At 41.7% G+C, this 23186-nt stretch carries 18 protein-coding genes and 2 pseudogenes; 10 read left to right on the plus strand and 10 right to left on the minus strand.

The features are described 5' to 3' along the window. Nucleotides 1–150: 150 nt before the first annotated feature. Together AB0756_RS32500 and AB0756_RS32505 are read left to right on the plus strand one after the other, a co-directional pair. A complete protein-coding gene (locus AB0756_RS32500; protein WP_038082854.1) occupies nucleotides 151–1338 on the plus strand; it encodes a sigma-70 family RNA polymerase sigma factor in 1188 nt (395 codons plus the stop codon). Nucleotides 1339–1383: 45 nt separating this feature from the next. Then, nucleotides 1384–2562 carry a DUF1822 family protein gene (locus AB0756_RS32505; protein WP_038082852.1) on the plus strand — a complete coding sequence of 393 codons (1179 nt, stop codon included), beginning with the start codon at nucleotides 1384–1386 and terminating at the stop codon, nucleotides 2560–2562. 446 nt (nucleotides 2563–3008) lie between these two features. On the opposite strand, the pseudogene AB0756_RS40065 reads toward AB0756_RS32505, so the two are convergent. After that, nucleotides 3009–3167: pseudogene (locus AB0756_RS40065) on the minus strand (formylglycine-generating enzyme family protein); the annotation flags it as partial. Nucleotides 3168–3475: 308 nt separating this feature from the next. On the opposite strand from AB0756_RS40065, the gene AB0756_RS32515 reads away from it, so the two are divergent. Beyond that, on the plus strand, nucleotides 3476–3766 hold the full coding sequence (locus AB0756_RS32515) for a putative quinol monooxygenase (RefSeq protein WP_038082848.1): 291 nt from the start codon (nucleotides 3476–3478) through the stop codon (nucleotides 3764–3766). A 39-nt stretch (nucleotides 3767–3805) separates the two neighbouring features. Next, the gene (locus AB0756_RS32520) at nucleotides 3806–4480 is read left to right on the plus strand and encodes a type 1 glutamine amidotransferase domain-containing protein (protein WP_038082846.1); all 675 of its coding nucleotides are present in this window, start codon (nucleotides 3806–3808) and stop codon (nucleotides 4478–4480) included. A gap of 223 nt (nucleotides 4481–4703) precedes the next feature. Here the strand turns inward: AB0756_RS32520 and psbA are convergent, their stop codons facing one another. Further along, nucleotides 4704–5786: a photosystem II q(b) protein gene (gene psbA / locus AB0756_RS32525; RefSeq protein ID WP_038082844.1), complete on the minus strand. Its 1083-nt coding sequence runs from the start codon at nucleotides 5784–5786 to the stop codon at nucleotides 4704–4706. A gap of 236 nt (nucleotides 5787–6022) precedes the next feature. Between psbA and AB0756_RS32530 the strand changes: the two genes are divergently transcribed. After that, nucleotides 6023–6238 (plus strand): hypothetical protein, encoded by a 216-nt coding sequence (locus AB0756_RS32530; RefSeq protein ID WP_038082867.1) that lies wholly within the window; start codon nucleotides 6023–6025, stop codon nucleotides 6236–6238. A gap of 635 nt (nucleotides 6239–6873) precedes the next feature. Here AB0756_RS32530 and AB0756_RS32535 read toward each other — a convergent pair. The 5 genes and pseudogenes from AB0756_RS32535 to AB0756_RS32555 all read right to left on the minus strand — a co-directional run bounded on the left by AB0756_RS32535 (nucleotide 6874) and on the right by AB0756_RS32555 (nucleotide 11105). Next, nucleotides 6874–7062: a hypothetical protein gene (locus AB0756_RS32535; protein WP_038082865.1), complete on the minus strand. Its 189-nt coding sequence runs from the start codon at nucleotides 7060–7062 to the stop codon at nucleotides 6874–6876. 63 nt (nucleotides 7063–7125) lie between these two features. Next, nucleotides 7126–7209: pseudogene (locus tag AB0756_RS32540) on the minus strand (RNA-binding protein); the annotation flags it as partial. A gap of 491 nt (nucleotides 7210–7700) precedes the next feature. Continuing rightward, a complete protein-coding gene (locus AB0756_RS32545) occupies nucleotides 7701–8810 on the minus strand; it encodes a polysaccharide pyruvyl transferase family protein (protein ID WP_038082839.1) in 1110 nt (369 codons plus the stop codon). A 306-nt stretch (nucleotides 8811–9116) separates the two neighbouring features. Further along, nucleotides 9117–10064 carry a glycosyltransferase family 2 protein gene (locus tag AB0756_RS32550; RefSeq protein ID WP_038082837.1) on the minus strand — a complete coding sequence of 316 codons (948 nt, stop codon included), beginning with the start codon at nucleotides 10062–10064 and terminating at the stop codon, nucleotides 9117–9119. A 21-nt stretch (nucleotides 10065–10085) separates the two neighbouring features. Further along, nucleotides 10086–11105 carry an Npun_R2821/Npun_R2822 family protein gene (locus AB0756_RS32555; RefSeq protein ID WP_038082835.1) on the minus strand — a complete coding sequence of 340 codons (1020 nt, stop codon included), beginning with the start codon at nucleotides 11103–11105 and terminating at the stop codon, nucleotides 10086–10088. Nucleotides 11106–11296: 191 nt separating this feature from the next. On the opposite strand from AB0756_RS32555, the gene AB0756_RS32560 reads away from it, so the two are divergent. Both AB0756_RS32560 and AB0756_RS32565 read left to right on the plus strand, forming a co-directional pair. Beyond that, the gene (locus AB0756_RS32560) at nucleotides 11297–12526 is read left to right on the plus strand and encodes a glycosyltransferase family 4 protein (protein ID WP_038082833.1); all 1230 of its coding nucleotides are present in this window, start codon (nucleotides 11297–11299) and stop codon (nucleotides 12524–12526) included. Between the two features lie 291 nt (nucleotides 12527–12817). Then, entirely contained in the window at nucleotides 12818–14206 is a 1389-nt protein-coding gene (locus AB0756_RS32565; RefSeq protein ID WP_038082831.1) for a pentapeptide repeat-containing protein, read from the plus strand. 147 nt (nucleotides 14207–14353) lie between these two features. Here the strand turns inward: AB0756_RS32565 and AB0756_RS32570 are convergent, their stop codons facing one another. Next, entirely contained in the window at nucleotides 14354–17143 is a 2790-nt protein-coding gene (locus AB0756_RS32570) for a cation-translocating P-type ATPase (protein WP_082051717.1), read from the minus strand. Nucleotides 17144–17307: 164 nt separating this feature from the next. Beyond that, nucleotides 17308–18009 (minus strand): response regulator transcription factor, encoded by a 702-nt coding sequence (locus AB0756_RS32575; RefSeq protein ID WP_038082829.1) that lies wholly within the window; start codon nucleotides 18007–18009, stop codon nucleotides 17308–17310. Nucleotides 18010–18064: 55 nt separating this feature from the next. Here AB0756_RS32575 and AB0756_RS32580 point away from each other — a divergent pair, with 55 nt between their 5' ends. Next, the gene (locus tag AB0756_RS32580) at nucleotides 18065–19441 is read left to right on the plus strand and encodes a sensor histidine kinase (protein ID WP_336604375.1); all 1377 of its coding nucleotides are present in this window, start codon (nucleotides 18065–18067) and stop codon (nucleotides 19439–19441) included. A 10-nt stretch (nucleotides 19442–19451) separates the two neighbouring features. On the opposite strand, the gene AB0756_RS32585 is transcribed toward AB0756_RS32580, so the two are convergent. Further along, the gene (locus AB0756_RS32585; protein WP_237265897.1) at nucleotides 19452–20249 is read right to left on the minus strand and encodes a ZIP family metal transporter; all 798 of its coding nucleotides are present in this window, start codon (nucleotides 20247–20249) and stop codon (nucleotides 19452–19454) included. 215 nt (nucleotides 20250–20464) lie between these two features. Between AB0756_RS32585 and AB0756_RS32590 the strand changes: the two genes are divergently transcribed. Both AB0756_RS32590 and AB0756_RS32595 read left to right on the plus strand, forming a co-directional pair. After that, nucleotides 20465–22750 (plus strand): FUSC family protein, encoded by a 2286-nt coding sequence (locus AB0756_RS32590; RefSeq protein WP_038082826.1) that lies wholly within the window; start codon nucleotides 20465–20467, stop codon nucleotides 22748–22750. Nucleotides 22751–22952: 202 nt separating this feature from the next. Further along, nucleotides 22953–23186 (plus strand): helix-turn-helix domain-containing protein, encoded by a 234-nt coding sequence (locus AB0756_RS32595; protein WP_038082860.1) that lies wholly within the window; start codon nucleotides 22953–22955, stop codon nucleotides 23184–23186.

Raw genomic sequence — 23186 nt, forward strand, 5'->3', positions numbered from 1 at the left:
AGACTCCGAGCTACAAGACAATTCTTAATGTATTGCAGCTTAACTGAGAACCGCTATATTTCGGAACAAATTATAAGCTCTTTGTAGTAAAGTTTTGGGGAAGCGTCTTTGCTCGACCCATTTGTTCTTTAGGTCAGCTTGCGTATTTTTATGCACCCTCGAAATAACCTTGTTGAAATCTTTTCGACTTTTTTAGTATTTGCCGACGATCGCTTCTGTCGTTGGGTAACGGATGCTAAGCTCCGTCGTAGTATAGCAAATGCACTACAGCAAACTCCACAAGAAACGGACGAAGACGTTTGGATTGGCTTTTTTTACGATCGATTACACAAATCTTCATCAGCAAGACTTGCCAAAGAACATACTATCGCTTACTTACAAGAACCCTGCTACTGGACATCTCAAAAAATAGTTGCTAGCTTTGCCACAACCCAGTACAAGCTATCGGACTGTTTTCAAATAGCAATTACCCAAGTTGATAAAATCCTCAAAGGTTTTAACCCCAATAGCGGTTCTAGGTTAAAAAACTATGCCAGTACAGTCTTTGGGGCTGCTATTCGTGAAACTTTCAGACAGCGTCATGAAATAGATATTTGTACGGATTGGGGACTCTTAAGAAAAATTAGTAAAAAGCGTTTGGAAGAATCATTGCAAGCCGAGAGCTTACCTAAAGACAAGATTGTTGCTTACATGAGTGTCTGGAACTGTTTCAAGTTGCTTTACGTACCGAGTCAAGCTCATAGCAGCCGTCAATTATCGAAACCAGATAATCAAACTTGGGAAGCGATCGCTAAAGCTTACAACTCACAAACCCATCAGCAAGTTAATCCCCAAATGTTAGAAGCTTGGCTGCTTGCTTGCGCCAAAGCTGTACGTAGGTACCTTTATCCCAATGTTGCTTCTTTCAATGCTCCCATTAATTCAGAAGATTCTGGTGAGTGGTTAGATAATATACCAGCCGATGAACTAGACTCGCCCCTCGCTTATACGATCGCCCAAGAAGAACAACAGTTAAGAGTCTCCCAACAATCTGAGATTCATAACGTATTGAGAGAAGCGCTGACCCAATTAGATCCGCAAGCTAGAGAAATTTTGCAACTCTACTACGCTCAAGGATTGACTCAACAACAGATTGCCAAACAACTCCAAGTTCAGCAATATACTGTTTCGCGCCGATTGACCAAAACTAGAGAAACCTTGCTGAAGTCTTTAGCGAATTGGAGCCAAGAACACCTGCATATTTCTATTACACCAGACATACTTAAAACTACGAGCGCTGTAATGGAGGAATGGCTGCAATTTTACTACACCCAAAATAAAAATCAAAAAGCTGTTTAACCTTTTCTTGCTCTGTAAAAACACTTAATCCCTAAAATAATCGCCATGACTGGAAACCCCACTGTTTTTACCTTTACTTCACCGACTCACCTGATTTTGGAAGTACCAGAAAACGTTCAGAATCAGATTTGGCAAGAAAACACGTCTTTTTCCAATCAAACTTCTCGCTATCAAGCGTATATCAATCAAATTTGCCTTTTTGCTGTCTTAGCCTGGTTGCAAGAAGACTTAGCACCGCACGCAAAGCCTTGGCTGGGTAGTGCTGCTTTACCCAGTTTCTGGGAATTTGTCAGTGGAACTGCGATCGCCATCAATGAAACTCGGTTGATTTTGGTTCCCAGTGAAGAAATGGATATGAGTGAATTGCGAATCGCACAAGAATGGGTAGATATACCAAGTTGGGCTGGGGATTATTATCTAGCAGTACAAGTCGAACCAGAGGATGAATACGTAAAAGTTTGGGGCTACTGTACTCACGAACAACTCAAAAGAAAGGGGAGTTATGACGCCAGCGATCGCACTTATTCTTTAGAAGCAACAGAGATTGTTGAGGACATCAGTACTTTAGCAGTCGCATATCAACTTTGCCCGCAAGAAGTGACACGGAGTACCATCCAACCATTACCGACTTTATCACAAGAGCAAGCACAGAACCTCATTTCTCGTTTGGCAACAAGCGAGATTGTTTCACCAAGGATGGAAATCCCTTTTCAACTTTGGGGTGGATTAATGGAGCATGGGGGATGGCGCAAAAGCTTATACCACCGACGCTTGGGACTGCAAGAAGAGTGGTCGCTTCTCGCTTGGCTGGAAAACGGTATTTCTCAAGTGGGGGAAGCCCTTGGATGGGAAAGGTTCAATTTACAACACAGTGCAGCCGGAGCCAGAAGTACGGAAGAAGAAAGACAATTAGATACCTTCTTCTCTCGTCAGTTGTCCATCGCAGGTCAATCTTACGAACTGAGGATATCACCAAAACAACAAGAAGAGGCGATTGTTTGGCGCTTTGAGTTGCGTAATGCTGTGGAAGAATTGGCTATTCCTGGTGGTTTTACACTCAGACTTTTGACCGAAGATTTGCAGCCATTTCCCAATAATGAAGATGTAGCGACAACTACGGTCAAACAACTGTTTGTGGAAGTCGCTCTAGAACCACAAGAAGGTATAGTTTGGGAAATAACACCTTTTCCTGAAAACTATGAGCGAGAAATTCTGAGATTTTAAAAATTTTTTGATTCCTAGTATTGAAAATTGCTTTCTATTGCTATTCTGTTTGGATTTTTTATGCAAAAGTTTAGTAAGATTTAGTGTATCATTGCAGATTTTTGAGAAAATTAAGAATTTTTAGAAAAATTCAGGTCAGAATTGGTCATCTTTAAGCGTGGGATGGGTGCGCTTGCGGTTGCAGCCGAAGAGCGATGGCATACACAGCGCCTAAAATGAAAAAAATGTGCGTCTTTCATACATTACTAGCGGCGATTTTTGCGGCTAGTCGGAGGCTCACATCTTGCACCAAAGTATTAATACTAGATTTTTGCATTTTTAATAAACATATATTTTTATCAATAACACGAAAAATTGGAATTTCTAGCCTGCGTAGGCAGGCTTCGTTTGTATAGCCTCACCCTTATAGGGTGTAGGTGCAAGATATCGGTTAGGGGGGAGCGAACATTTATTGGTGCGTCTATATAATTATTATGCCAGTCATCTTCACACCATTGCCACACATTCCCGTGCATATCGTACAAACCAAAAGCGTTAGGGGGAAAAGAACTTACATCTGTGGTTTGATCTCGCAACTTTCCCTTTGGTGCAGCACCTAATATATAGTGTGTTTGAACTCGCACATCTAGCAGCACTTCGCGATCGCGATCGCCAAACAACAACAATGATGTTCTTGACCGACTTAGCACATCGTTGTTTAGTTTTCCGTATATTCAAACAGGAGTTCCTGAGAATGCTTGATATATTAGGATTGAAAAAAGATTATACCTAAACTTTCCGTATAATAAATAGCTAGGCAGCGAGAAAAAGCCGAACATCTCGATCGCGGTTAAGCGTTCATGGACGGCACGACAACTGTTTCACAATCTGCTGGGGTGTTAGTACACTTGTCTTGCAAGGGAGCAGTAAGCACATGGAAAAGATCGTTATCGTGAAATGGAGAATTAAGGAGTCGGAAACGTCTCGGGTCCTGAAATTGCTACCGGAACTGGCCGAGAAGACCAGATCGGAGGAAGGCAACATTGCCTACACAATTTATCAGTCGGAAAACGATCCTTGCGAACTCATTCTTTGCGAACACTACACCGACACCGCTGCCGCAGAATCTCACAGGCAATCGGAACACTATAAAAGAATCGTTGCAGAAGAGATAATCCCCTATCTTGAAGACCGCGAGGTGATATCGGTGAAGAAGCTTGTTTAAAGCTCTGTCCTAAACCGAACCAAACAATAAGGAGAAACTATGTCAAAGAAGATTCTTATTATCGTATCGAACGCATACACCATCGGTCCGAACAACCGAAGGACGGGAAATTTCCTGCCGGAGGTCGCACATCCTTATGCTGAATTCGACAGAGCAAAATACCAAATTGATTTCGCAAGTCTCACCGGAGATACACCGTTTTTGGATGCGCTCAATCTTGCTGACGATCCTGACAACCTAGCCTTTTTGGTAGGAAAAGGGTGGGCCGCAATGCAGAAAGCGAAGAAGCTCTCAAACGTGGACGTTAGCCAGTACGATGCCATCTTTATACCTGGCGGTTTGGCACCGATGGTCGATATGCCTGAGCATCCGCTCCTCAAAAAGGTTGTGAAAGAGACATACGAGCGGGGTGCTGTTGTTGGGGCCGTTTGTCATGGTCCAGTTTCGTTGCTGAACGTCAAGTTGAGCAACGGCACTCTCCTGCTCGCTGGGAAGAATATCAGTTCATTTACAAACGACGAAGAAGAAAACTACGCAAAAGATGATGTGCCTTTCGAGTTGGAAACGGCGCTCACCAAACAAGGCGCACTTTTCCACAAGACGGCACCCTGGCAAGCATTCAGCATTGCCGATGGAAATCTCGTTACCGGACAGAATCCTGCTTCTGCCAAAGGTGTCGCAGAGAAGATGATCGCGCTCTTGGAGTCTGCTTGAGGCAGCATCGTTAAGACGGTGCTCGGTCGCTGCATAAGGGTGACCGCCGAGAGGTAGAGTTGAGGGGAGAAAGAAATATTTGATTGTTATCTAATGTGCGTTCATCGCACCTATTCCTAATAAGAACGTTAACTGTAGGTATCTTCAAACGCACAAAGCGCCCTCCTTTTAGGAGAGCGCCTTTTATCTAGTCTTGATGCTTTTTAGTCGCGTACTGCTATGATTAGCCGTTGATAGCAGGAGCGCTTTGAGCAACAGGTGCAGCTTCAGTTGCAGCTAAGTCGAGAGGGAAGTTGTGAGCGTTGCGCTCGTGCATCACTTCCATACCGAGGTTAGCGCGGTTGAGGATGTCTGCCCAGGTGCCGATGGCGCGACCTTGAGAGTCAATCACGGATTGGTTGAAGTTGAAGCCGTTGAGGTTGAACGCCATGGTGCTGATGCCCAGTGCGGTGAACCAGATGCCTACTACTGGCCATGCTGCCAAGAAGAAGTGCAAACTGCGGCTGTTGTTGAATGATGCGTATTGGAAGATCAAGCGACCGAAGTAGCCGTGTGCTGCGACGATGTTGTAGGTCTCTTCTTCTTGTCCGAACTTGTAACCGTAGTTCTGTGACTCGGTTTCGGTTGTTTCACGTACCAAGGAAGAGGTGACCAGAGAACCGTGCATTGCACTGAACAGAGAACCACCGAATACACCTGCTACACCTAACTGGTGGAAGGGGTGCATGAGGATGTTGTGCTCTGCTTGGAACACCAACATGAAGTTGAAGGTTCCAGAGATTCCTAAAGGCATACCGTCAGAGAAAGAACCTTGACCGATGGGGTAGATCAAGAACACTGCGGTAGCTGCTGCTACAGGTGCGCTGAACGCTACGCAGATCCAAGGACGCATACCCAAGCGGTAGGACAATTCCCACTCACGACCCAAGTAGCAGAATACACCAATCAGGAAGTGGAAAATCACTAACTGGTATGGACCACCATTGTAGAGCCACTCATCTAAGGAAGCGGCTTCCCAGATGGGGTAGAAGTGAAGACCAATTGCGTTAGAAGAAGGAACAACTGCACCTGAGATGATGTTGTTGCCGTAGAGCAAAGAACCTGCAACAGGTTCGCGGATACCATCGATATCTACAGGAGGTGCTGCGATGAAGGCGATGATGAAGCAGATTGCCGCCGAGAGCAGTGTAGGGATCATCAGTACGCCGAACCAGCCGACATAAAGGCGGTTTTCGGTGGAGGTGATCCAGTTACAGAACTGCTCCCATACGTTGGCGCTTTGGCGCTGCTGTAAGGTTGCTGTCATGGTTTTATGATTGCGGTTGTTTTATATGAATGAATCAGGCTTTTTGTGCGCCTGTATCTTTAATTTACATCTGTTTACACAACTTTACAATACTCTTCTCTTTATTAGAAGTGATATAAAGTATTAGCTTGAGTTATGATTCGCGATCGGGCGATACCCACGCTCGCGTGGATAGCCATCTTTAAGATGGCATCAACCTCCTTATAATGTTCAAATCCCAAGCGAACAGTAAAGCTATGCAAGCAAAACTTTTGGAGCAATTTTCCTCCTCTGATGCTGAAGTCATCTTGGAACGCTTACCCGAACGAATTCGAGCTGCCCTAATTGCCCGTGCTACTGAAATTGAGTATCCAGTTGAAGCAGTCATTGAGATGGCGATCGCCAGCTTCCTCGATACGGAGGCATTAGGTTTTGCAGATTGTAAAGTAAGCCCAACTTATGAGAGTGCCTAGAACGATCGCTAAAACCGCCAGCCGAACCAGGGCGGCTCGTGAGAGTAGTTGAATTGCAAACAGATGGTTTCTCTTTACCTTAGCCATCACACAATACCTTAGCCAAAAAAGGAGTATGAAGAGAGAGGGCTGTCATGCGATCGCACTTTCTCAGTAAGTAGCATACAGTGATGAATCATAACTCAAGCTAATACTTTATATCACTTCTTACTTTTAAAAACCAATACAAAATGAATGTTGTGGGTCATCACGTCATTTTTTACCAAACATTTAAAGTAACGTGAGTTTGAATAAGAACCCAAGGGTAAAAGTGGCGGGCGTGACACGAGCCGCGCCATAATCTTTGAAAGCCTTTTTACTGTAGGGTTATAAAAAAATTGCTTTAGTACCCGAAAATCGCATAAAAACCTTATTGTTACCATTTGTCACAAGTTGAGCCTGTAATAGCATTTCACCAAATAATTGCTGTATACGAGCCCCCCAAACCCTTATTAGTAGAGGGGTTGGGGGGCTCGCATTTGTCTCAAAGATTTCGGGAATGGGTATAAGTAATCGCCAAGAATAGTAAAAATGAAAAATTTCCAAACATCCTCTTACAAGCAACTTTCCAACCCTTAAGAAGAAAGGGTAAATTTTCACTCTTGGATGCTCAGAATTTTCTGCTCCAAATAATGCTGAAGCAAACGATCGCTCTTAATAAATTTCCGTATTTCACTTACTTGCTCGCTGCTAATTTCAGTCGCTCCAGGGACAAAACATATTCCCAAAATACATATTTGCGGTGGGAGATATTTCCCGGTTAGTTTATAATTTAGTGTTGCCATAAGTTCACCATTTCTGTTCAAATAATAGAAAGCTACTCGTCTTCGTCTTTTGGCAGTCGCTCATTTGACAGAACCGTATTCTGCAAACACAGTATTCAGACTTTTTTCTGTCACTTTATAAAAAAGATTGCCTATATAAACTGACATACAAGGTCTCCGAAATTATAAATGTGTGGAGACTTAAGTTTCGGAGAAAAGTTTGCCAATACCAAAAACAACAAAGCCTGTTAATACTAAAAACAAAAGCTGTTAACCGAATTAACTCTCATCTACTATCATGGCATAGTGAATAACTTTACACACAGGTAACGAGAAAAACGTTATATAAAATAATATAAACAATTAAGAGCTAAGTATACATCCAGATAGAAACTTTGATGCGGTACGACGATAACCGCTCGCGTGTACGGGGAGAAGATATGTTGGACACAATGCTTTAAAGAGGAGTGTCTGAGCCAATAGATAGCAGAGTTCATCCAGATTAAAGTGATGTGTCTGGTGCAAACTCCCTGGTTTGGTAATGGTGTTGGCATAAATTTCACATGGCGGTTGAGGACATAGGAGCAATTCAAGGACGCAAGCCCAAGATGAGGTGAGCTTCTGTAAAGTTGGGAGCCCACCGCTCCTTGTGGGGTCGTTCACGAACGCAATCCAACTAGTACGGGAAATATTGAAAAACTCGTTTGCGATCGCTCTTGCAAAACCAACTCTACCCCTTCTTTTGCTGTCTTCGACTCGTTCAAAATAAATTCACTGGGTCTTTGATATTCATGGAATATTTTTTCAATGACACAAATATCTATTGGCTCCATAAAATTCAACATCCTGTGTAGGGGTAACATTTCTGTTTTATCAATATAGTTTTTTATTTTAGAGGTTTTAGAAACATACTCATCAATACCTATATTGGGTATTCCAAGAAGATCGGCAAGCATGACAGAGTGAAGCCTATTTCCAAAGTGAAAATCCATTTGGCTGAGAAGTTCCACAAAATCTTGTGGCTGGCTCCATGAGTGGATCTTGCAATTTCTATCAGGTAAGTAGTTCTTCAGTAATTTATGAAATTTATTATCGTTTTTTTCCACACCCACTTGAGCAGGTAATAAATGAATCACTGCATTAAACTTTTCAATCAATGGAAGTAGCTGTTGTGAATAGAACTCAGCCCTTCCTTCACCCCACCAGAAATTGCCTGTAAATGAAATATTTTGTATTTGATTTGCGCGATCGCTTTTAATCCACTTTTCATATCTGTCCGGATTTAAAAATGCTAAATAACCTCCTAAATAGGCTTTAATAGAATCCATTTTAGAAACAGCCAAGTTATAGGAATTTTTATCTCTTAAATACAAGATATCTGCATTTTTCAAAACCTTTGCTTTCGTTGTCAATTCTTCGATACTAAAAGATTCTAAACCTACACCCAAATAACAGAAGCGCTTACCTACCAATTTAGCAAATTGTTGCATCATCAGCAATTTATTAGAACTGTCTTTTAAGTTATAAGTACTACCGCCCCAAATTAAATAATCGCTTTGAAAAAGTATAAAAATTTTTTGAAGGATTGATAATTTACGAGTATTGCAAAAGACAACTTTAGTGTTTGTGCTTTCATAAGATGTATCTTCACAAAACACAAATATATTTTTAATAATTTCTTGACTGGCGAAAATTTCAATCAGTTCTTGGATAGATAAATCGTCCCCAATATTCTTAAATCCATAATAACCCAATAAAAGAATATTCATATGTTTTCTATAGAGAATAAAGAACGGGAATTTTCCGTTCCTCGTTCCCTATTCCCTGTCTCCTTTCTGTGTAATTTCTTCCTTTTTAATTGATATTTAAAGTTAGTAACATCGGGAGGAGTACGGAAGTATATTGCAAAGATTGGCTCGTTGATGACAACTTAAAAACGAGTAGATTTTGTCAAGACTCAGCTTGGAAAAATTTACGTACACTTAAGTAATAATATTTAGATTGATGTCAGGATTCTCCCAAACCTTGGTCTTTTTGACTTTTTTTGTAAGGACACTGTTGGCGATCGCGCAACCCTAGCCCCTAACCCGTCTTAACAAACCAAATGCTTGAGGACGTAACTTGACAGGTAAAACTGACAAAGTTAATCCAATCCATGCTTTAGCTGTAGAAAAAGATTGACCAGCCAACACTAACTTGCGTCCTTTTTGTGTTTCCCCCTTTTCAATTAACCGCAAACCTAATAACAATTGGGTTTCTGCAAGACGCTGTTGCCTAATTTTTTCTAATTTTTCAGTCTCAAATTTATAACTCTGCAAATACCGGATTTTATCGCTGAGATATGGAATTGCGCGATCGATACCTTGCTGTTGTGGGTGGAAACGATATTCCATTAATAACTCTGGTAGATAATAACCCTTTTTTCCTGCCAAAGCCAGCCTGACAAACAAATCGTTATCCTCGCAATTCTGCCAATTGGGTTGCATAAATCCCAACTCCTGTAAGGTAGCACGTCGAAATAAAGTGGCTCCTATTTGAAAACTTTGGTTAACAAACACAACTTCTAATAAATTATCGATCGCACCCTCTGACAAACTCGCCCTACCCCAAGAGCGAGAATTTTCTTGAGTTCTGGTTTCATCCCGCAAATTATTAATATCAATAATCCAATGATCTGTACCAACAAAATCTATACTCAAATCTTTATCGAGAATAGCAGCAGTCCGTGACAGAAATTCTGGAGTTAAGCGATCGTCATCATCAAATTTAATAAAATAGTCACCCGTTGCTGCATCAAAGCCAGAACGCATATTATTGCTTTTACCAATATTTTGCGAATGACGAATATACTTGATACGGCTGTCTGTGTACTGGGACATGAGGTTAGGTGTACCGTCTTGAGAACCGTCATCACACACAATTAATTCAAAGTCTTGGTAAGTTTGCTTGAGTACACTTTCAATAGCATGTGGTAATAGATTCATTCGATTAAAGGTTGGTATACAAACACTAATTTTAGACATATATTATATTCCGATAAAAAATTAGATAATTGATCTTTTTACTTTACTGACAGCTTTTTTGATATACCAATAAGTTTTTGACCAAACGCCAGGAAGTTTTAATTTTAATGGTTTGAGTTCTGGCTGTTTGAGAAAGCGGTAATGCAAAAACTCATCTTTATAACAAATCTCAACATCTTCTCCTTTACACAATCTAGAAAAATCATTGGAGGAGTAACTCATATAGTGAAGGCGATGAATTGCTTTTAACTCCTCTTGATTGTAAAGAACATTATTAATATTGACAAACTCATCTGCATTAGCACAGTTACCGGTTCTATCTTGACTGTTAGCACTGAGGGTATAGTTAAACATGGAGTATTTACAATCAATAGTCATGTAATTAAATAAAGCCGAACTCGACCACCAAAACTTGCTTTTAATCCATTCAATTTCCCGTTTTTCAATCAGACGTTCTTTGAAATCATTTAATTGTGTACTATCAAAGAGCTTTTGATGGGAACCAAAAAAACTATTGCAGTGAATTCTAGATCGTAATTGGTCTTCTGTAAAATGAGTGACACTAGAAATATCCTCTAATTTGATATCTATAACTTTTTTTGGCTTAGCATGTTCCCAATCATCAAAGACTAAGTCGTAGCTGTTTAATTTGGCAAACACATCATTTAAATGTTTCATTGCTAAACTATCAGCATCATAAAAAACAAATTTTTCAAATTTTCCATCAAATGCAGCCAACTTTCTATGAACAAATCCTTTATACCAGCCCGGACGGTTTAATTTAGATTCTTTAGCTCTTGGATGAGCATCCCACACTTGGTTGACAAAATCGTCCCATCGCTGAAGGGCTTCAGGATCGTCAAAAATGGTTACATTTTTTCTAGATTGAATTTCTTGCTTGACAAGCTCTAGTTTGTCATCATAAGGAATAATACAAATAGGTATATCCGGGCTAACATTGACTTCAATACTATTAAGTAATGCTACAAGTTGGTCGTAAGTTTTGTCATTAGCTAGAGTATAAATACCGATATTATTCATAATAAGACTTCATATAAATATAATAGTGTTGTAACAAGATAAAGTCTCTACATAAAAACATTTGCATTATCATTTTAATTTATCCAAAAACTAGGGTGCTTTAATAACTGACTTGTCAATATTAACAAAACTGATTTAAAAATAGGGTGTGTTGTCCTCTTACTAGCGACCTTTATACAACCTAACACTCTATGAAAATTGTAATGGTATCTTCTACTTTTCCCTATCCGCCAACACGTGGTGGAACTCAAGTAAGAACATATAATTTACTGAAATACCTCTGTCAACAGCATAATATCACCCTAGTCACTCAAAGAGAACCTGACGTTACAGAGACGGAAATAAAAGAATTGCGAGAGAGTGTTTCTCATCTTGTTCTTTTTAATCGCCCGCAAGACGTAAGTACATCCGGAGGAATACTGAAGAAAGCTCAACGTTTTGCTACTTTCCTCTCTAAAGGTACGCCACCTAGTGTTTTAAACCGTTACTCTCCTGAAATGAGCAATTGGATTGAAAGTTTTGTACAAACAGGAAAATGTGATGTCGTAACGTGCGAACACAGCGTGAATGAAATTTATGTGCGTCCCTATTTTCAAAAACAGATTAAAACAGTAGTTAACATTCACAGCTCTGTCTATGGGACTTGTCGCAACCAACTAGAAACTGGTATCTCAGAAAATAAACTAAGAGATAAACTCTATCTACCTCTTTTACGTCGCTACGAGCAAGGCTACTGCTCTAAATTCTCAGACATTGTGGTTACGACGGAAGAAGATAGGGTGCAAATGCAGGAGTTCAAGCCGAATTGCGATATTGCAGTGATTCCCAATGGAGTTGATTTAGATTCATTTCCTCAACGGACTACCGATCCGGGCGGACATCGCTTAATTTTCATAGGGGCGATGGATAATCTAGCAAATATTGATGCTGTTTGTTTCTTCAGCAATGAAGTTTTGCCAGAACTGCGAAAGATTTACTCAGATACAACTTTCGATATCGTTGGTTCTCGTCCCGCACCAGAAGTTTTAGCACTTAGAGATAAACCCGGAGTTACCGTTACCGGACGCGTACCTTCAATGGTAGATTATTTACATCAAGCAACTGTCTGCGTTATTCCCATGCGGACGGGATTTGGTATCAAAAATAAAACCTTAGAAGCAATGGCTGCAGGTACACCGATTGTTGCAGGCGATCGCGGTTTAGAAGGACTTGCTGTGGATCGAGTCGGTGTACCACTCAGAGCATTACGAGCCAATCAACCAGCTGAGTATATTAATGCCATCAGCCAACTCTTTGAAAACCCGCAGTTACGCTCGGAATTATCACAGAACGGCAGACAGCTCGTAGAAACAGATTTTACTTGGGATACTGCTGGTAAAAGATACGAACAAGTTCTGTTGACAGTGACCGCGAAGAGTTGACCGCTTAATGCTTTTGCCTTCGTAGTTCTGGCTTTTTAATTTGCGAAGGCAACATTAGCTATCAAATAAACGTCTCATGATGCACATAAGTGTCTACCAGGCAGAAACCTATATGCTAACTCATGATTTTCTAATTGATTTTATTCAGTCACGAGAGTTTTTATATCATTGAGTCTATAAGAATCAGTGTAACTTTTTTTAGGGAAAGATCTTGCTATTTGGAGACAAATAGTATACTCTTTTCGCCTATAATCTACGTAAAACTCCCGTGTTGTGAGAAATACCACTACTATGTCTGCCAAGAAAACAGACCCTTTAAAAATTTGGTTGATAGCGCTCGCCGCGACGTTTAGTTTATCACCAATCCTCATTTGCTTAGCATTTACCAAAATGGAGGGCTTGTCAACAGAACAAAAAATAGAAACTAGAACACAAGCAATATCAACAACTGCCACTTTCTTTCTGGGATTGGTAGTGATGATGAATGCTTACTTTGCCGCAAAACGTGTAGAAGCAAGCAGAGCAGGAGCGATCGCAGCAGAAAAAAGCAATGAAATTGAGATACAAAACACTCAACTAGCCAAAGAAAAGCTGATTGCAGAAAAATTTATGACTGCAATTACTCAACTCGGTCATGAAAGTGTTGCCACAAGAACAGGTGCGATTTATACCTTAGAAAGAGTGGCTCAAGATTGTCCCAAAGAATATTGGACAATTATGGAAATACTCACTGCTTTTGTGCGAGAGAATTCCGTCGAGCAATATCAACATGCAAGTTTTGAGAAAAGATTAAACATTCGTACAGATATTCAAGCAGCGCTTACTGTTATTGGCAGGCGCGAAGCAGAGAGAGATTTACCCAACCAAAGAATTGATTTGCGGAATGCTGACATAAAGAGGGCTGACCTGCACAAAGCTAACTTGCAACAAGCAAACCTGCGGGGAGCCGATTTAAGTGAAGCAGACTTGCGCGGTGCGGATTTGTCCGAAGCAGATTTGGAGAATGCAAAACTCTGCGGATCTGTGTTGTACGAAGCCAACCTGCAATCAACAAATTTGGAGGAAGCCAATCTTTCCGGGGCAAATTTAAATCGTGCTTGGGTATGTGGGGCAAACCTACGCTCAGCCTGTCTTTCAGGAACCAGTTTGCGTGGAGCAAACCTACAAGGAGCAAATTTATATAAAGCGAATTTGTGCGGCTCCAATTTAAAAGTTGCGAATTTACAAGGAGCAAAGCTATTTCTTGCGAATTTACAAGGGGCAAAACTTGGAAAAGCCAACTTACAGGGAACGGGATTGATTGGTGCGAACCTGCAACAAGCAAACTTGAATGGAGCGAACCTGCAACAAGCAAATTTGAATGCAGCCAAACTACAGCACGCAGAAGTCTTTTTTGCCAACCTCTCGGAAGCTAGTCTTCGCGAAGTTGACCTCTATGGCGCGAACCTTATGGGGACAAACTTACAAATGGCAATTCTGGATGAAGCAAATCTTTGCGGGGCAAACCTTCTAGGAGCCAATCTCAGTATGACAAACTTAAGTGATGTCAAACTTGAAGGAGCCATCCTTACAGGCGTTAAAAATTTAGAACCGCATCAGATTACAGTCGCTTCCGGTGATGTGACAACCCGCTTACCAGAAAATGTCGATCTACCAAATCATTGGACGCAAATCAGCTAATTCACAGCAGGTTAATACTTAACAAGCTGTGTCAAAATTTATTTGCACGGTATGTGCAACAGGGTGCGTCCCTCATTTCATGAATTCAAGGTATTGAAATTTATCATTTACATAATCTCACGTTAAGGCAGAAATCAAACAAGTTAACTATTGGTTTAGATTCAAAGGTACACTGCCAAACAGAGCATTCATAAAACTCCACTGGCTAAAGAGAACTTGCAAGACAAGAGTGCAGAAAATGCCGATAACGATCGCAGGAGAATTTTGAATTGATATTGCCTGACTTTTGAGTTTGGCAGTAATAGTACTCCCTAAGTTACTGATACTTAATAAATGTATAATTCTACTAGCCATGAACATCTGGATTGCAATTGTCCGAGCTAGTGCAACTTGTCCTGTCTTCTGAAATATCCATTCATACATTCCAAAAAGCAGTATGCCGTTGAACGCAGACACAATCAAAATCTGCCAGAAAATCTGCTGGGATTGCAAAGGTTTGTGACAACGGCGTGCATCTGGAAACATCATCTGACGGGATTTAGGTTCAAACGCCAAAGGGATAGCCAAAGCGGTTGAGTTAACTATGTTCAGCCACAGGATTTGTAGAGGTAAGAGTGCGATTTCTCGTAACATGAGAGCGCTGAGTAAAACTGCTATTAACTCTCCACCATTCATAGGTAGGATAAATGCGATCGCACGACGCAGATTCTGGTAGATTGTTCGTCCTTCCTCAATGGCTGCTTCAATAGAGGCAAAATTGTCATCTCCTAGCAGTACATCAGCCGTTTCTTTAGCAAGATCCGTTCCCGCATCACCCATTGCAATGCCAATGTTCGCCTGTCTTAAGGACGCAGCATCATTCACCTTATCTCCTGCAATTGCCACAATCTCACCCTCAGACTGCAACGCTTCCACAAGACGTAGCTTTTGAACGGGAGTTACCCGAGCAAAAACGACTCCCGCTCGTGCAGCTTGTGCGAGTTCCCTTGCATTCATACGTGCTAGCTGTTGTCCCTCAAATGCTAACAATTGATTTTTGTTTTGCAGCCCCAGTTTTTTGGCAATTGCTACCGCCGTAACGATATGGTCTTTGGTAATCATCTTTACCTGAATTCCCGCAGAATGGAAAGATCGGACGGCGGTAAACACTTCCTTTCGCAGTGGGTCAAATATGCCTTGCAATCCTATAAAAATGAGATCTGATTCTAGATGTTCGCGAGCTAGGGAGTTACAGTTATCTCCCATCAACTTTTTGGCAAATCCCAGCACCCGCAATCCCTGCTTTGCGAGCGTTTCGACTTCAAGCTCCACAGATACGCGGTTGAAGGGAATGAGATTTCCGTCAGAATCCAACATTTGCCGACATCTGTTGAGAATGACTTCCACCGAACCTTTTACATAAATCCTTTTTTCTGAAGAATCGGAAATAAAGGATGATATGTTTTTACGCTTGTCATTGATTTTTGTTCCATGTAAAGTTGCCATAGATTGGAAGTTAGATTCAAAAGGAATCACATCCAGCTTGGGCATGACTTCTGTAAGGCTAGATTGACTTAAACCAGCTTTGCGGGCAACAATAATTAACGCGCCTTCAGTGCGATCGCCGACCACAACCCATTGATTTTGTTTGGGTTCTAGGTGAGAGTTATTGCACAGCAAACCAGCCATCAAGCATTCGCGTAGGGCAATGTTGATTTTAGGATTGTGCTGTTTGAAGTTAAGGTCGTTCCCTGACTCACTTGTTTTTCCCAAGCCAAAATTCAAAAATCGTCCGCCAAAATGAACGGGTTGACGATTTCCAGTTTCCCAGATTGTCCCATTTGAGCTGTAACCCAAACCATCTACTACATACCTTTGCTCACCAGCCCAAATAAGTTGTACAGTCATCTGGTTTTCTGTCAGCGTTTCCGTGTCAGAACAGATGACAGTAGTACCGCTCAGTTTTTCCACCACAGGAAGTTTGCAAATAAGGACATGACGACGCGCCATTCGCGCCACCCCAATGGCTAGAGTGATGGTTAGTACTGCAGATAATCCTTGAGGAATAGCACTCACTACCAGCGCCACGACCACTTCAAACATCTCACTCCAAGAGCGTCCTTGTCCCAACCCCAATACAAAGGTTAAGCTTGCCAGTACCAGCACCATATAGAGCAAAATTTGGCTGTAGTAGTTAAACTTCCACATGAAAGGTGTACTCAAGCGAGTTTGTTGCTTTACGCAACGAGATACTTTCCCCAATTCGGTACTGTTCCCTGTGGCTACAACAATCCCCTTTCCTTGTCCGGAAATGACAAAGCTTCCCGCATAAGCCATGTTACAGCACTTAGCCAAAGGCGTATTTTCATTGAGAGAAATAGTGCTTTTTTGAACGGGCTCTAATTCACCAGTGAGAGAAAACTCATTTATTTGCAAGTTGTGCGTACTCGCAAGCCGCAGGTCAGCCGGAACCAGATCGCCTGCGTTCAAGAGTACTAAGTCACCCGGTATTAATTCTTGAGCGGGGATGCGAACTTTTTTGCCATCACGTATTACATTTGCTTTTTTTGCTACTGCTTCTACAACAGCAGCAATTGACCTTTCCGCACTCGATTCCTGTAGATCCAAAATCACAGCATTGAGGATTGCCATACCCCAAAATGCGATCGCATATGTCCGGAAACCAAGTATAGCTTCGATGGCTCCCAAGAGTACTAAAATATACAAATTAGGCTGAGAAAATTGCATTTTTAAGCGCAACCAAATGCTTTTACCTTGTTTGTTGGTAAATTCATTCAGCCCAACTTCAGTTTGTCGGCGTTCAACTTCAGCAGACGCCAAACCCGTTTCTATATTTGTATCAAGCAAAAAAGCAACTTCTCTAAAATGAACGTGATGCCATTGAGTGCGAGAAGATTGATAAGTATTTATAACTGATTTGTCTAGAGATATTGCCATACTCACCTCTTTAACAGTAACCAGTAACTGGTAACAAAAATAAAAAAAGATTCTTGCATTAACACAAGAATCGAGTGTGATGTTAGAGGAGTTAATTCTATGTTGTTAGGTTATTCAAAAAAAGTTGAAAATGTAGGGAGAAATCGGGTAAAAATCGGGTAGAATCAAAGCTGCTTGAGACGGTAACCCAGCCCGTGAACTGTCTCAATAAAATCATCTGGCGCACCAACTTCCCTAAGTTTTTGCCGCAAACTTTTGATGTGGGACTTTACCGTTTCCTCACTGGGTGGATCTTCTAGCGACCAGACTCGTTCAATAATTCCCGGTCTACTTAAGACTCGACGACCGCTAGAAACCAGTAGCTCCAGAATCGCATACTCCTTTGGAGTCAAATTGACAAACCGATCTTCATAGGTAACTTCGTAGGTACTCGGACTGATGCACAAATTCCCCCAAAAAAGTTTGGCTCCGACTCTAGAACTTCCTCGACGCAAGAGCGCCCGCACGCGAGCCATAAGTTCCCCGAGGTCAAAGGGCTTGACCATGTAGTCATCTGCTCCAGCATCCAGCCCTGCAATTTTATCTGCTACGGTATCGCGAGCGGTAAGCATGAGGATGGGAATGGAAAAGTTACACCCATCATCTGCGATCGCTCTAGCACCATGACGCACTTGTTGACAGAACCCAATTCCATCTAGTTTCGGTAAAGTTATATCTAGCAGAATTAAGTCATAATTTAGAGTTTGAACATAGTTCAATGCTGTTTCGCCATCCTGTACCACGTCCACCACATACTGACGGTTGGTTAGAGCCTCCGCTAGCATATCAGCAATTTGGGCATCATCTTCAACTACCAAAATACGCATTATTGAGAATTTAAGATTTTGGATTTCGGATTTTAAATTTTAGCAGGCATAAAACATGATGAAGTGGTCTTTTGAGGGAAAGTGGATTGCAGGTGGGTTTGGTCTCGCAATGGCAGTTATGGCTGTCATAAGTGGTATTTCTTACCAAAATGCAACTAGTTTAGAAAAAAGCACAGACAAAGTCAAACAAAGTCATGAAGTGCTAGAAACTCTAATTGGCATTACTGCCACCTTAAATGATGCTGACTCAGGGCGACGCGGTTATATTCTTTTGGGAGATAAGTCAGAGTTAAAGCGTTACTATCAGGCAACTCAAACAATCGAACTAAAACTTAAAAAATTGCAAAAATTGTTAGAAAACAATATCAAAAGTGACGAACAGATAACAAAGCTAGAAGCCCTTCTACAACAAAGAATTGCTATTGCCCAAAAGTCTATTGAACTTTACCAAAAAGGTAATTATTTTACACCAGATCAGACCACTCTCGCCGCTTCTAGCAAGCGCAATTTAACCGAACTGCAACAAATTATTGACCAAATGCAGCTTGAGGAAAAACAGGCACTAGAAGTGTGGGTGCAAGAATTTCAGTTCATCATTCAGTCTAGAATGCTAATTGAAATATTAGGAACTTTTTTCACTTTTGCTATTCTATTTGGGGTTTACAGCCAACTCTATCGACAAATGAATAAGCGCCAGCAAGCAGAAAATCTTAAAAACAAGCTAGCTCAAGAAAAAGAACTAGGTGAACTCAAGCTTCAGTTTTTCTCCATGGCTTCTCATGAATTTCGTACTCCTTTAAGCGTGATTTTAGGTTCGGCACAACTTTTGGAAGAAAGCCTTCAGTTAATCGTTGAAAAGCAGAAACTCAAAAATCTTTATCGCATTCAATCTTCAGCTAAATTAATGACTCAACTGCTCTCAGATATTCTAACTTTAGCAAGAGCAGAAGCGGGAAAGGTGGAGTACAAACCCGAACTCGTGGAAATGCAAACTTTTTGTCTTAATTTAATTGAGGATATGCAAATTATGAGTCCCTCTCAGTCTGTTATTAGGTTTGACAAACAAGGAAACTGCACTCACGCTAGAGTCGATGAAAAGTTACTTTACTCTATTCTGAGTAACCTACTTTCCAACGCTATTAAGTATTCTCCTCAAAGTAAAGATGTTTATTTTACTTTGAAATGCGAACCTGAAGCAGTGACATTTCAAGTGAGAGACTTTGGCATTGGTATTCCAAAAGAAATTCAACAAGAATTATACGAGCCTTTCAAGCGAGGCAGTAATGTGAAAGGAATTCTCGGTACGGGATTGGGGTTAGCCCTGGTGAAAAAATGTCTGGATTTGCACCAGGGAGAAATTTTTGTTGAGAGTGAGGTGGGAGTGGGAACTCAATTTACTGTCGTCATTCCACAAAATCAAATCAAAGTGTAAGGTCTAATTTTCAAGCGAGTTTGCTCAGGACAAAAGCAGCCAGAAATCCAAAGACGACGATGAGTCCAGCAAAATCATGTGCTTGCTCGAAAGCTTCTGGAATCATAGTGTCTGTAATCATTGCCAAAATAGCACCTGCAGCTATAGCAGTCGTTGCAGCAATAACTTCTGCCGAAAAGTGACTGAACAAAGCATAACCCAGAAGCGCTGCTATACCAGAGATCATGGCGATACCTCCCCACACGCCAAAGATGTAAGCCGTTGAACGTCCTGCTTTTTTCATACCGGCGGCACTCGAAAGTCCTTCAGGAACATTAGACAGAAACACAGCCGCCACCGTAACCCAACTGACAACTCCTCCGCCAATCATGCTCACACCAATTACGATAGATTCAGGAATGCCATCTAGTAATGCGCCTACGGCGATCGCCAGTCCGCTGCCACTGTTTTCCTCTTCCGATGGCTGTTGTTTGCCCGATCTCTTGCGATGCTTCGCACCTTGATGGGATAGAAACCATGTGGCAGCCGTATACACAACTGCACCACTTACAAATCCGAACGCTGTTGAGTCAAAGCCACCACGCTTATAAGCTTCATCCATCAGTTCAAACGCCAGTGCCGAAATAAGCACGCCAGCACCAAAAGCCATAACTGCGGCGATCGCCCGTTGAGGAATTTTGGCATAGTAACCTATCGCAGAACCCAAAAGCAGCGCTGAACCACCAACCAAACCCCAAAACCCTGCTTGCAACCAAAGTGGAAACATGAGATATACTAATTCACTGCCCTCAATTATTGACCTTGACATTGTTAATTATTTCAAAGGTGCCATAGCACAATGAAACTAGCGTCAACCGAAAGCAGTAATATTTTTACTCTTGAAAAAAAATAGAAATATTATCTAAAAATCAATCTCAAAACTTGTAGTTAAATCCCCTCAAAAGGCATATTCCTTCATAGAGTGAGCTACCGCTAAAATTCTCTAAGAGGCGATCTCAATATTTTCCAGTCGCCAGATGAATAATGTCATTTACAGATCGACATCCTCTCAATTGGTTGTTGCAGCAGTTTCAACTCAAGCCAGGTAAGCCCAATATTTCTTCTGGATTGCGTAGTCTTTTTATACTGAGTGTCCCTGTTGCAGTTGGAATCATAACTAGTCATGCTGCTGCAAGTGCGATCGCCACCATGGCAGCTTGGTTCGTTGGTATGGTAAATGTTGATGGAACCTACCGCCAAAGAGCAACTGCAATGATAGCAGCTACGATTGGGACCACTGTAGTGTTTCTCATAGCGAGTCTGGTAAGCAGTCATCTTTGGTTAGCTGTCCCAACGACATTCCTTGTAATCTTTGTAACGGGCTTAGCGGGTTTGTATGGTAGCGTAGCTGCATCCGTAGGTTCGATCGTTTCGATCGCGTTTGTCGTCTCGCTTGCTCGATTCGCTTCATTTTCCAACTGGTCTACTCTCATTCAACACTGTGCTCTGTGTCTGGCTGGTGGAACATGGACAACCGTATTGTCATTAGGACTGTGGGCGGTGCTTCCTGATGTATCTCCAATGCAGAAAGTCGCTGACTGCTATCTCTCGTTAAGTAAATTTGCAGGCTTGGCAAGCGAGAGAGCATTGAACCCAAAGGATCTTCAGGAATGGGCACAGCGATTTTTGCAAGCTCAAGATACCGTCATTCAAGATATGACATCTGCTCGTAGCATTTGGACAACGATGTGGACTGTACAAAAAGGAGCGAACCTACGGGAAAATCACCTACTCTTGTTGATTGAGGATGTCAATAAAATTGTCAATTCTGTTGCAGCACTAAGCGAACTGTTAGCAATTGCATCTGAAGGTCAATTATTTTCTCAATTACAGAAGGAAATTCAGCAAGGAATAGAACAGTTGGCACTTGCTCTGCAAATGCTATCAAAAGCGATCGCCAAAGGAAAAAACTTCGTTGACTTGGGGGATTTGGATCGGACGATTGAAGCGCTGGAATACCAGTGGCAAGTTCTCCGCACTCAAATCCGCAATCAAATCATAAAAGTTCAAACGGAAGAATATTCCGAGGTCGTCAATTTGAGGAAGATAACCGTCAGTCTGACAAACCTAGCACAGCAAATTCACACTGATGCAGAGCTTGTGACAGATTTAAGACAGGGAAAACCACTCAGCATTGCTCAAGGGGATATTTCTCCCCCAGCCCAATCAGAACGGACTTCAATTATTGACATCCTGCGAAATAACTTTACTTTTGATTCAGTTCTGTTTCGTCATGCGTTGCGCTTGGCATTGATAACAACATTTGCCGAATTACTTGCCTCTCTCTTGCAACTACCTAGAGGTTATTGGATAACGCTCACAGCGTTAGTTGCACTTAAGCCTAACTTTGGTGGAACGTCTGAGACAACAGTACAAAGAGTCATTGGTACTATTTTGGGTGGCATTATTGGGATGGCTCTCGTTTTACTCATTAAGAATCCATTGGCAATCGCAGTCTGTTTCTTGGTGCTCGTATTTGCTGCTATGTCTGTGCGAGCATTGAGCTACAGCTTATTTATCACACTGCTCACTCCTGCGATCGTAGTGCTACTTAACGTTATTAGTGCAGGTGGCTGGAAGGTTGGAGTACTGCGAATCTTTGATAGCCTAGTTGGAGGTGTCTTAGCACTGCTTGGAAGCTATTTACTTTTCCCAAGTTGGGAACGACAGCAACTTCCCGTACAACTAGAGAAAACAATTCGAGCCAATCTTGCCTACTTTCAACAGGTCATTGCTAACTATCTTCATCTGGAACGGAATGGATCTGCTAACTCTATCAATACGCTACGCTATCAAGCAGCACTAGAGAACATCAACGCGACCGCCGCTGCTGAACGATTGTTTAGCGAACCCCGTCACGTTCGGGGAGAAATTGAGCCTGTCATGACACTGATGATATACATTCGTGGCTTTTTCAGTTCAGTGACAACTCTGGCAGAACATCTGCGGGAATTTAGCGGTGAATACCAATTTACCGAACTCAAACGACTTGCTGATACTATTGTTCGAGTTTTGGAAAACTTAGCAGATGCCCTTGTGCAGAGACAACGACCCCAAGAGTTACCCGCACTGGATATCTATCTTGAAGCAATTCACGACCAAATTGCACAGCTACATGCAGCTCGTTTATCAGAAATCGCCAAAAATTCCAACACTTTAACTCCTACATTACAAGCCGTTCGAGAACAAACTCCTCTATCCATAGAACTGGATCGAATTGTTAATGAAATCAAGGTTATGCATTGTGTCATTACCCGTCTGCAACAATAATTGGGAAGTCCTCTTTGTCTTCCTTGTCTCCCTTGTCCCCCTTATCTGATACCGTTGGCGAAATATTGCTTAACATAAAAACGGCAGATTTTCCGTGTAATACATGGAAATGACAGATCTATCTTCTATACCTAGCGATAGAAAGAAAAAGGTTATATCACATGGTATATCTAATAAGGCTGCATTCGACCGTTCGTGCGTTATGCCTGTAATCGACCAATCAGAGCTAGCAGATCTTGTGCGTGAAACCCGAAAACGCCTGGGACTCTCGCAGGTCAAGTTTGCTGCAACGTTAGGAGTTTCTTTTCAAAGCGTGAACCGCTGGGAAAACGGACGGACAAAGCCCTTACCGCTCGCGTTGAAGCAGATTGAGCACTTGCTGTATGAGATGGGTGATTCTGGCAAGGATCTCTTAGTCAAGTACTTTTCAGAGTGA

Origin of the sequence: Tolypothrix campylonemoides VB511288_2, from assembly GCF_045999855.1 — a bacterium.
Taxonomy (GTDB): Bacteria; Cyanobacteriota; Cyanobacteriia; order Cyanobacteriales; family Nostocaceae; genus Scytonema; species Scytonema bouteillei_A.

Excerpts from the sequence above, each read along its gene's own strand:
- AB0756_RS32500 (WP_038082854.1), top strand. The coding sequence starts at position 151 with ATGCACCCTCGAAATAACCTTGTTGAAATCTTTTCGACTTTTTTAGTA.
- AB0756_RS32505 (WP_038082852.1), top strand. The coding sequence starts at position 1,384 with ATGACTGGAAACCCCACTGTTTTTACCTTTACTTCACCGACTCACCTG.
- AB0756_RS32515 (WP_038082848.1), top strand. The coding sequence starts at position 3,476 with ATGGAAAAGATCGTTATCGTGAAATGGAGAATTAAGGAGTCGGAAACG.
- AB0756_RS32520 (WP_038082846.1), top strand. The coding sequence starts at position 3,806 with ATGTCAAAGAAGATTCTTATTATCGTATCGAACGCATACACCATCGGT.
- psbA (WP_038082844.1), bottom strand. The coding sequence starts at position 5,786 with ATGACAGCAACCTTACAGCAGCGCCAAAGCGCCAACGTATGGGAGCAG.
- AB0756_RS32530 (WP_038082867.1), top strand. The coding sequence starts at position 6,023 with ATGCAAGCAAAACTTTTGGAGCAATTTTCCTCCTCTGATGCTGAAGTC.
- AB0756_RS32535 (WP_038082865.1), bottom strand. The coding sequence starts at position 7,062 with ATGGCAACACTAAATTATAAACTAACCGGGAAATATCTCCCACCGCAA.
- AB0756_RS32545 (WP_038082839.1), bottom strand. The coding sequence starts at position 8,810 with ATGAATATTCTTTTATTGGGTTATTATGGATTTAAGAATATTGGGGAC.
- AB0756_RS32550 (WP_038082837.1), bottom strand. The coding sequence starts at position 10,064 with ATGTCTAAAATTAGTGTTTGTATACCAACCTTTAATCGAATGAATCTA.
- AB0756_RS32555 (WP_038082835.1), bottom strand. The coding sequence starts at position 11,105 with ATGAATAATATCGGTATTTATACTCTAGCTAATGACAAAACTTACGAC.
- AB0756_RS32560 (WP_038082833.1), top strand. The coding sequence starts at position 11,297 with ATGAAAATTGTAATGGTATCTTCTACTTTTCCCTATCCGCCAACACGT.
- AB0756_RS32565 (WP_038082831.1), top strand. The coding sequence starts at position 12,818 with ATGTCTGCCAAGAAAACAGACCCTTTAAAAATTTGGTTGATAGCGCTC.
- AB0756_RS32570 (WP_082051717.1), bottom strand. The coding sequence starts at position 17,143 with ATGGCAATATCTCTAGACAAATCAGTTATAAATACTTATCAATCTTCT.
- AB0756_RS32575 (WP_038082829.1), bottom strand. The coding sequence starts at position 18,009 with ATGCGTATTTTGGTAGTTGAAGATGATGCCCAAATTGCTGATATGCTA.
- AB0756_RS32580 (WP_336604375.1), top strand. The coding sequence starts at position 18,065 with ATGATGAAGTGGTCTTTTGAGGGAAAGTGGATTGCAGGTGGGTTTGGT.
- AB0756_RS32585 (WP_237265897.1), bottom strand. The coding sequence starts at position 20,249 with ATGTCAAGGTCAATAATTGAGGGCAGTGAATTAGTATATCTCATGTTT.
- AB0756_RS32590 (WP_038082826.1), top strand. The coding sequence starts at position 20,465 with ATGTCATTTACAGATCGACATCCTCTCAATTGGTTGTTGCAGCAGTTT.
- AB0756_RS32595 (WP_038082860.1), top strand. The coding sequence starts at position 22,953 with ATGCCTGTAATCGACCAATCAGAGCTAGCAGATCTTGTGCGTGAAACC.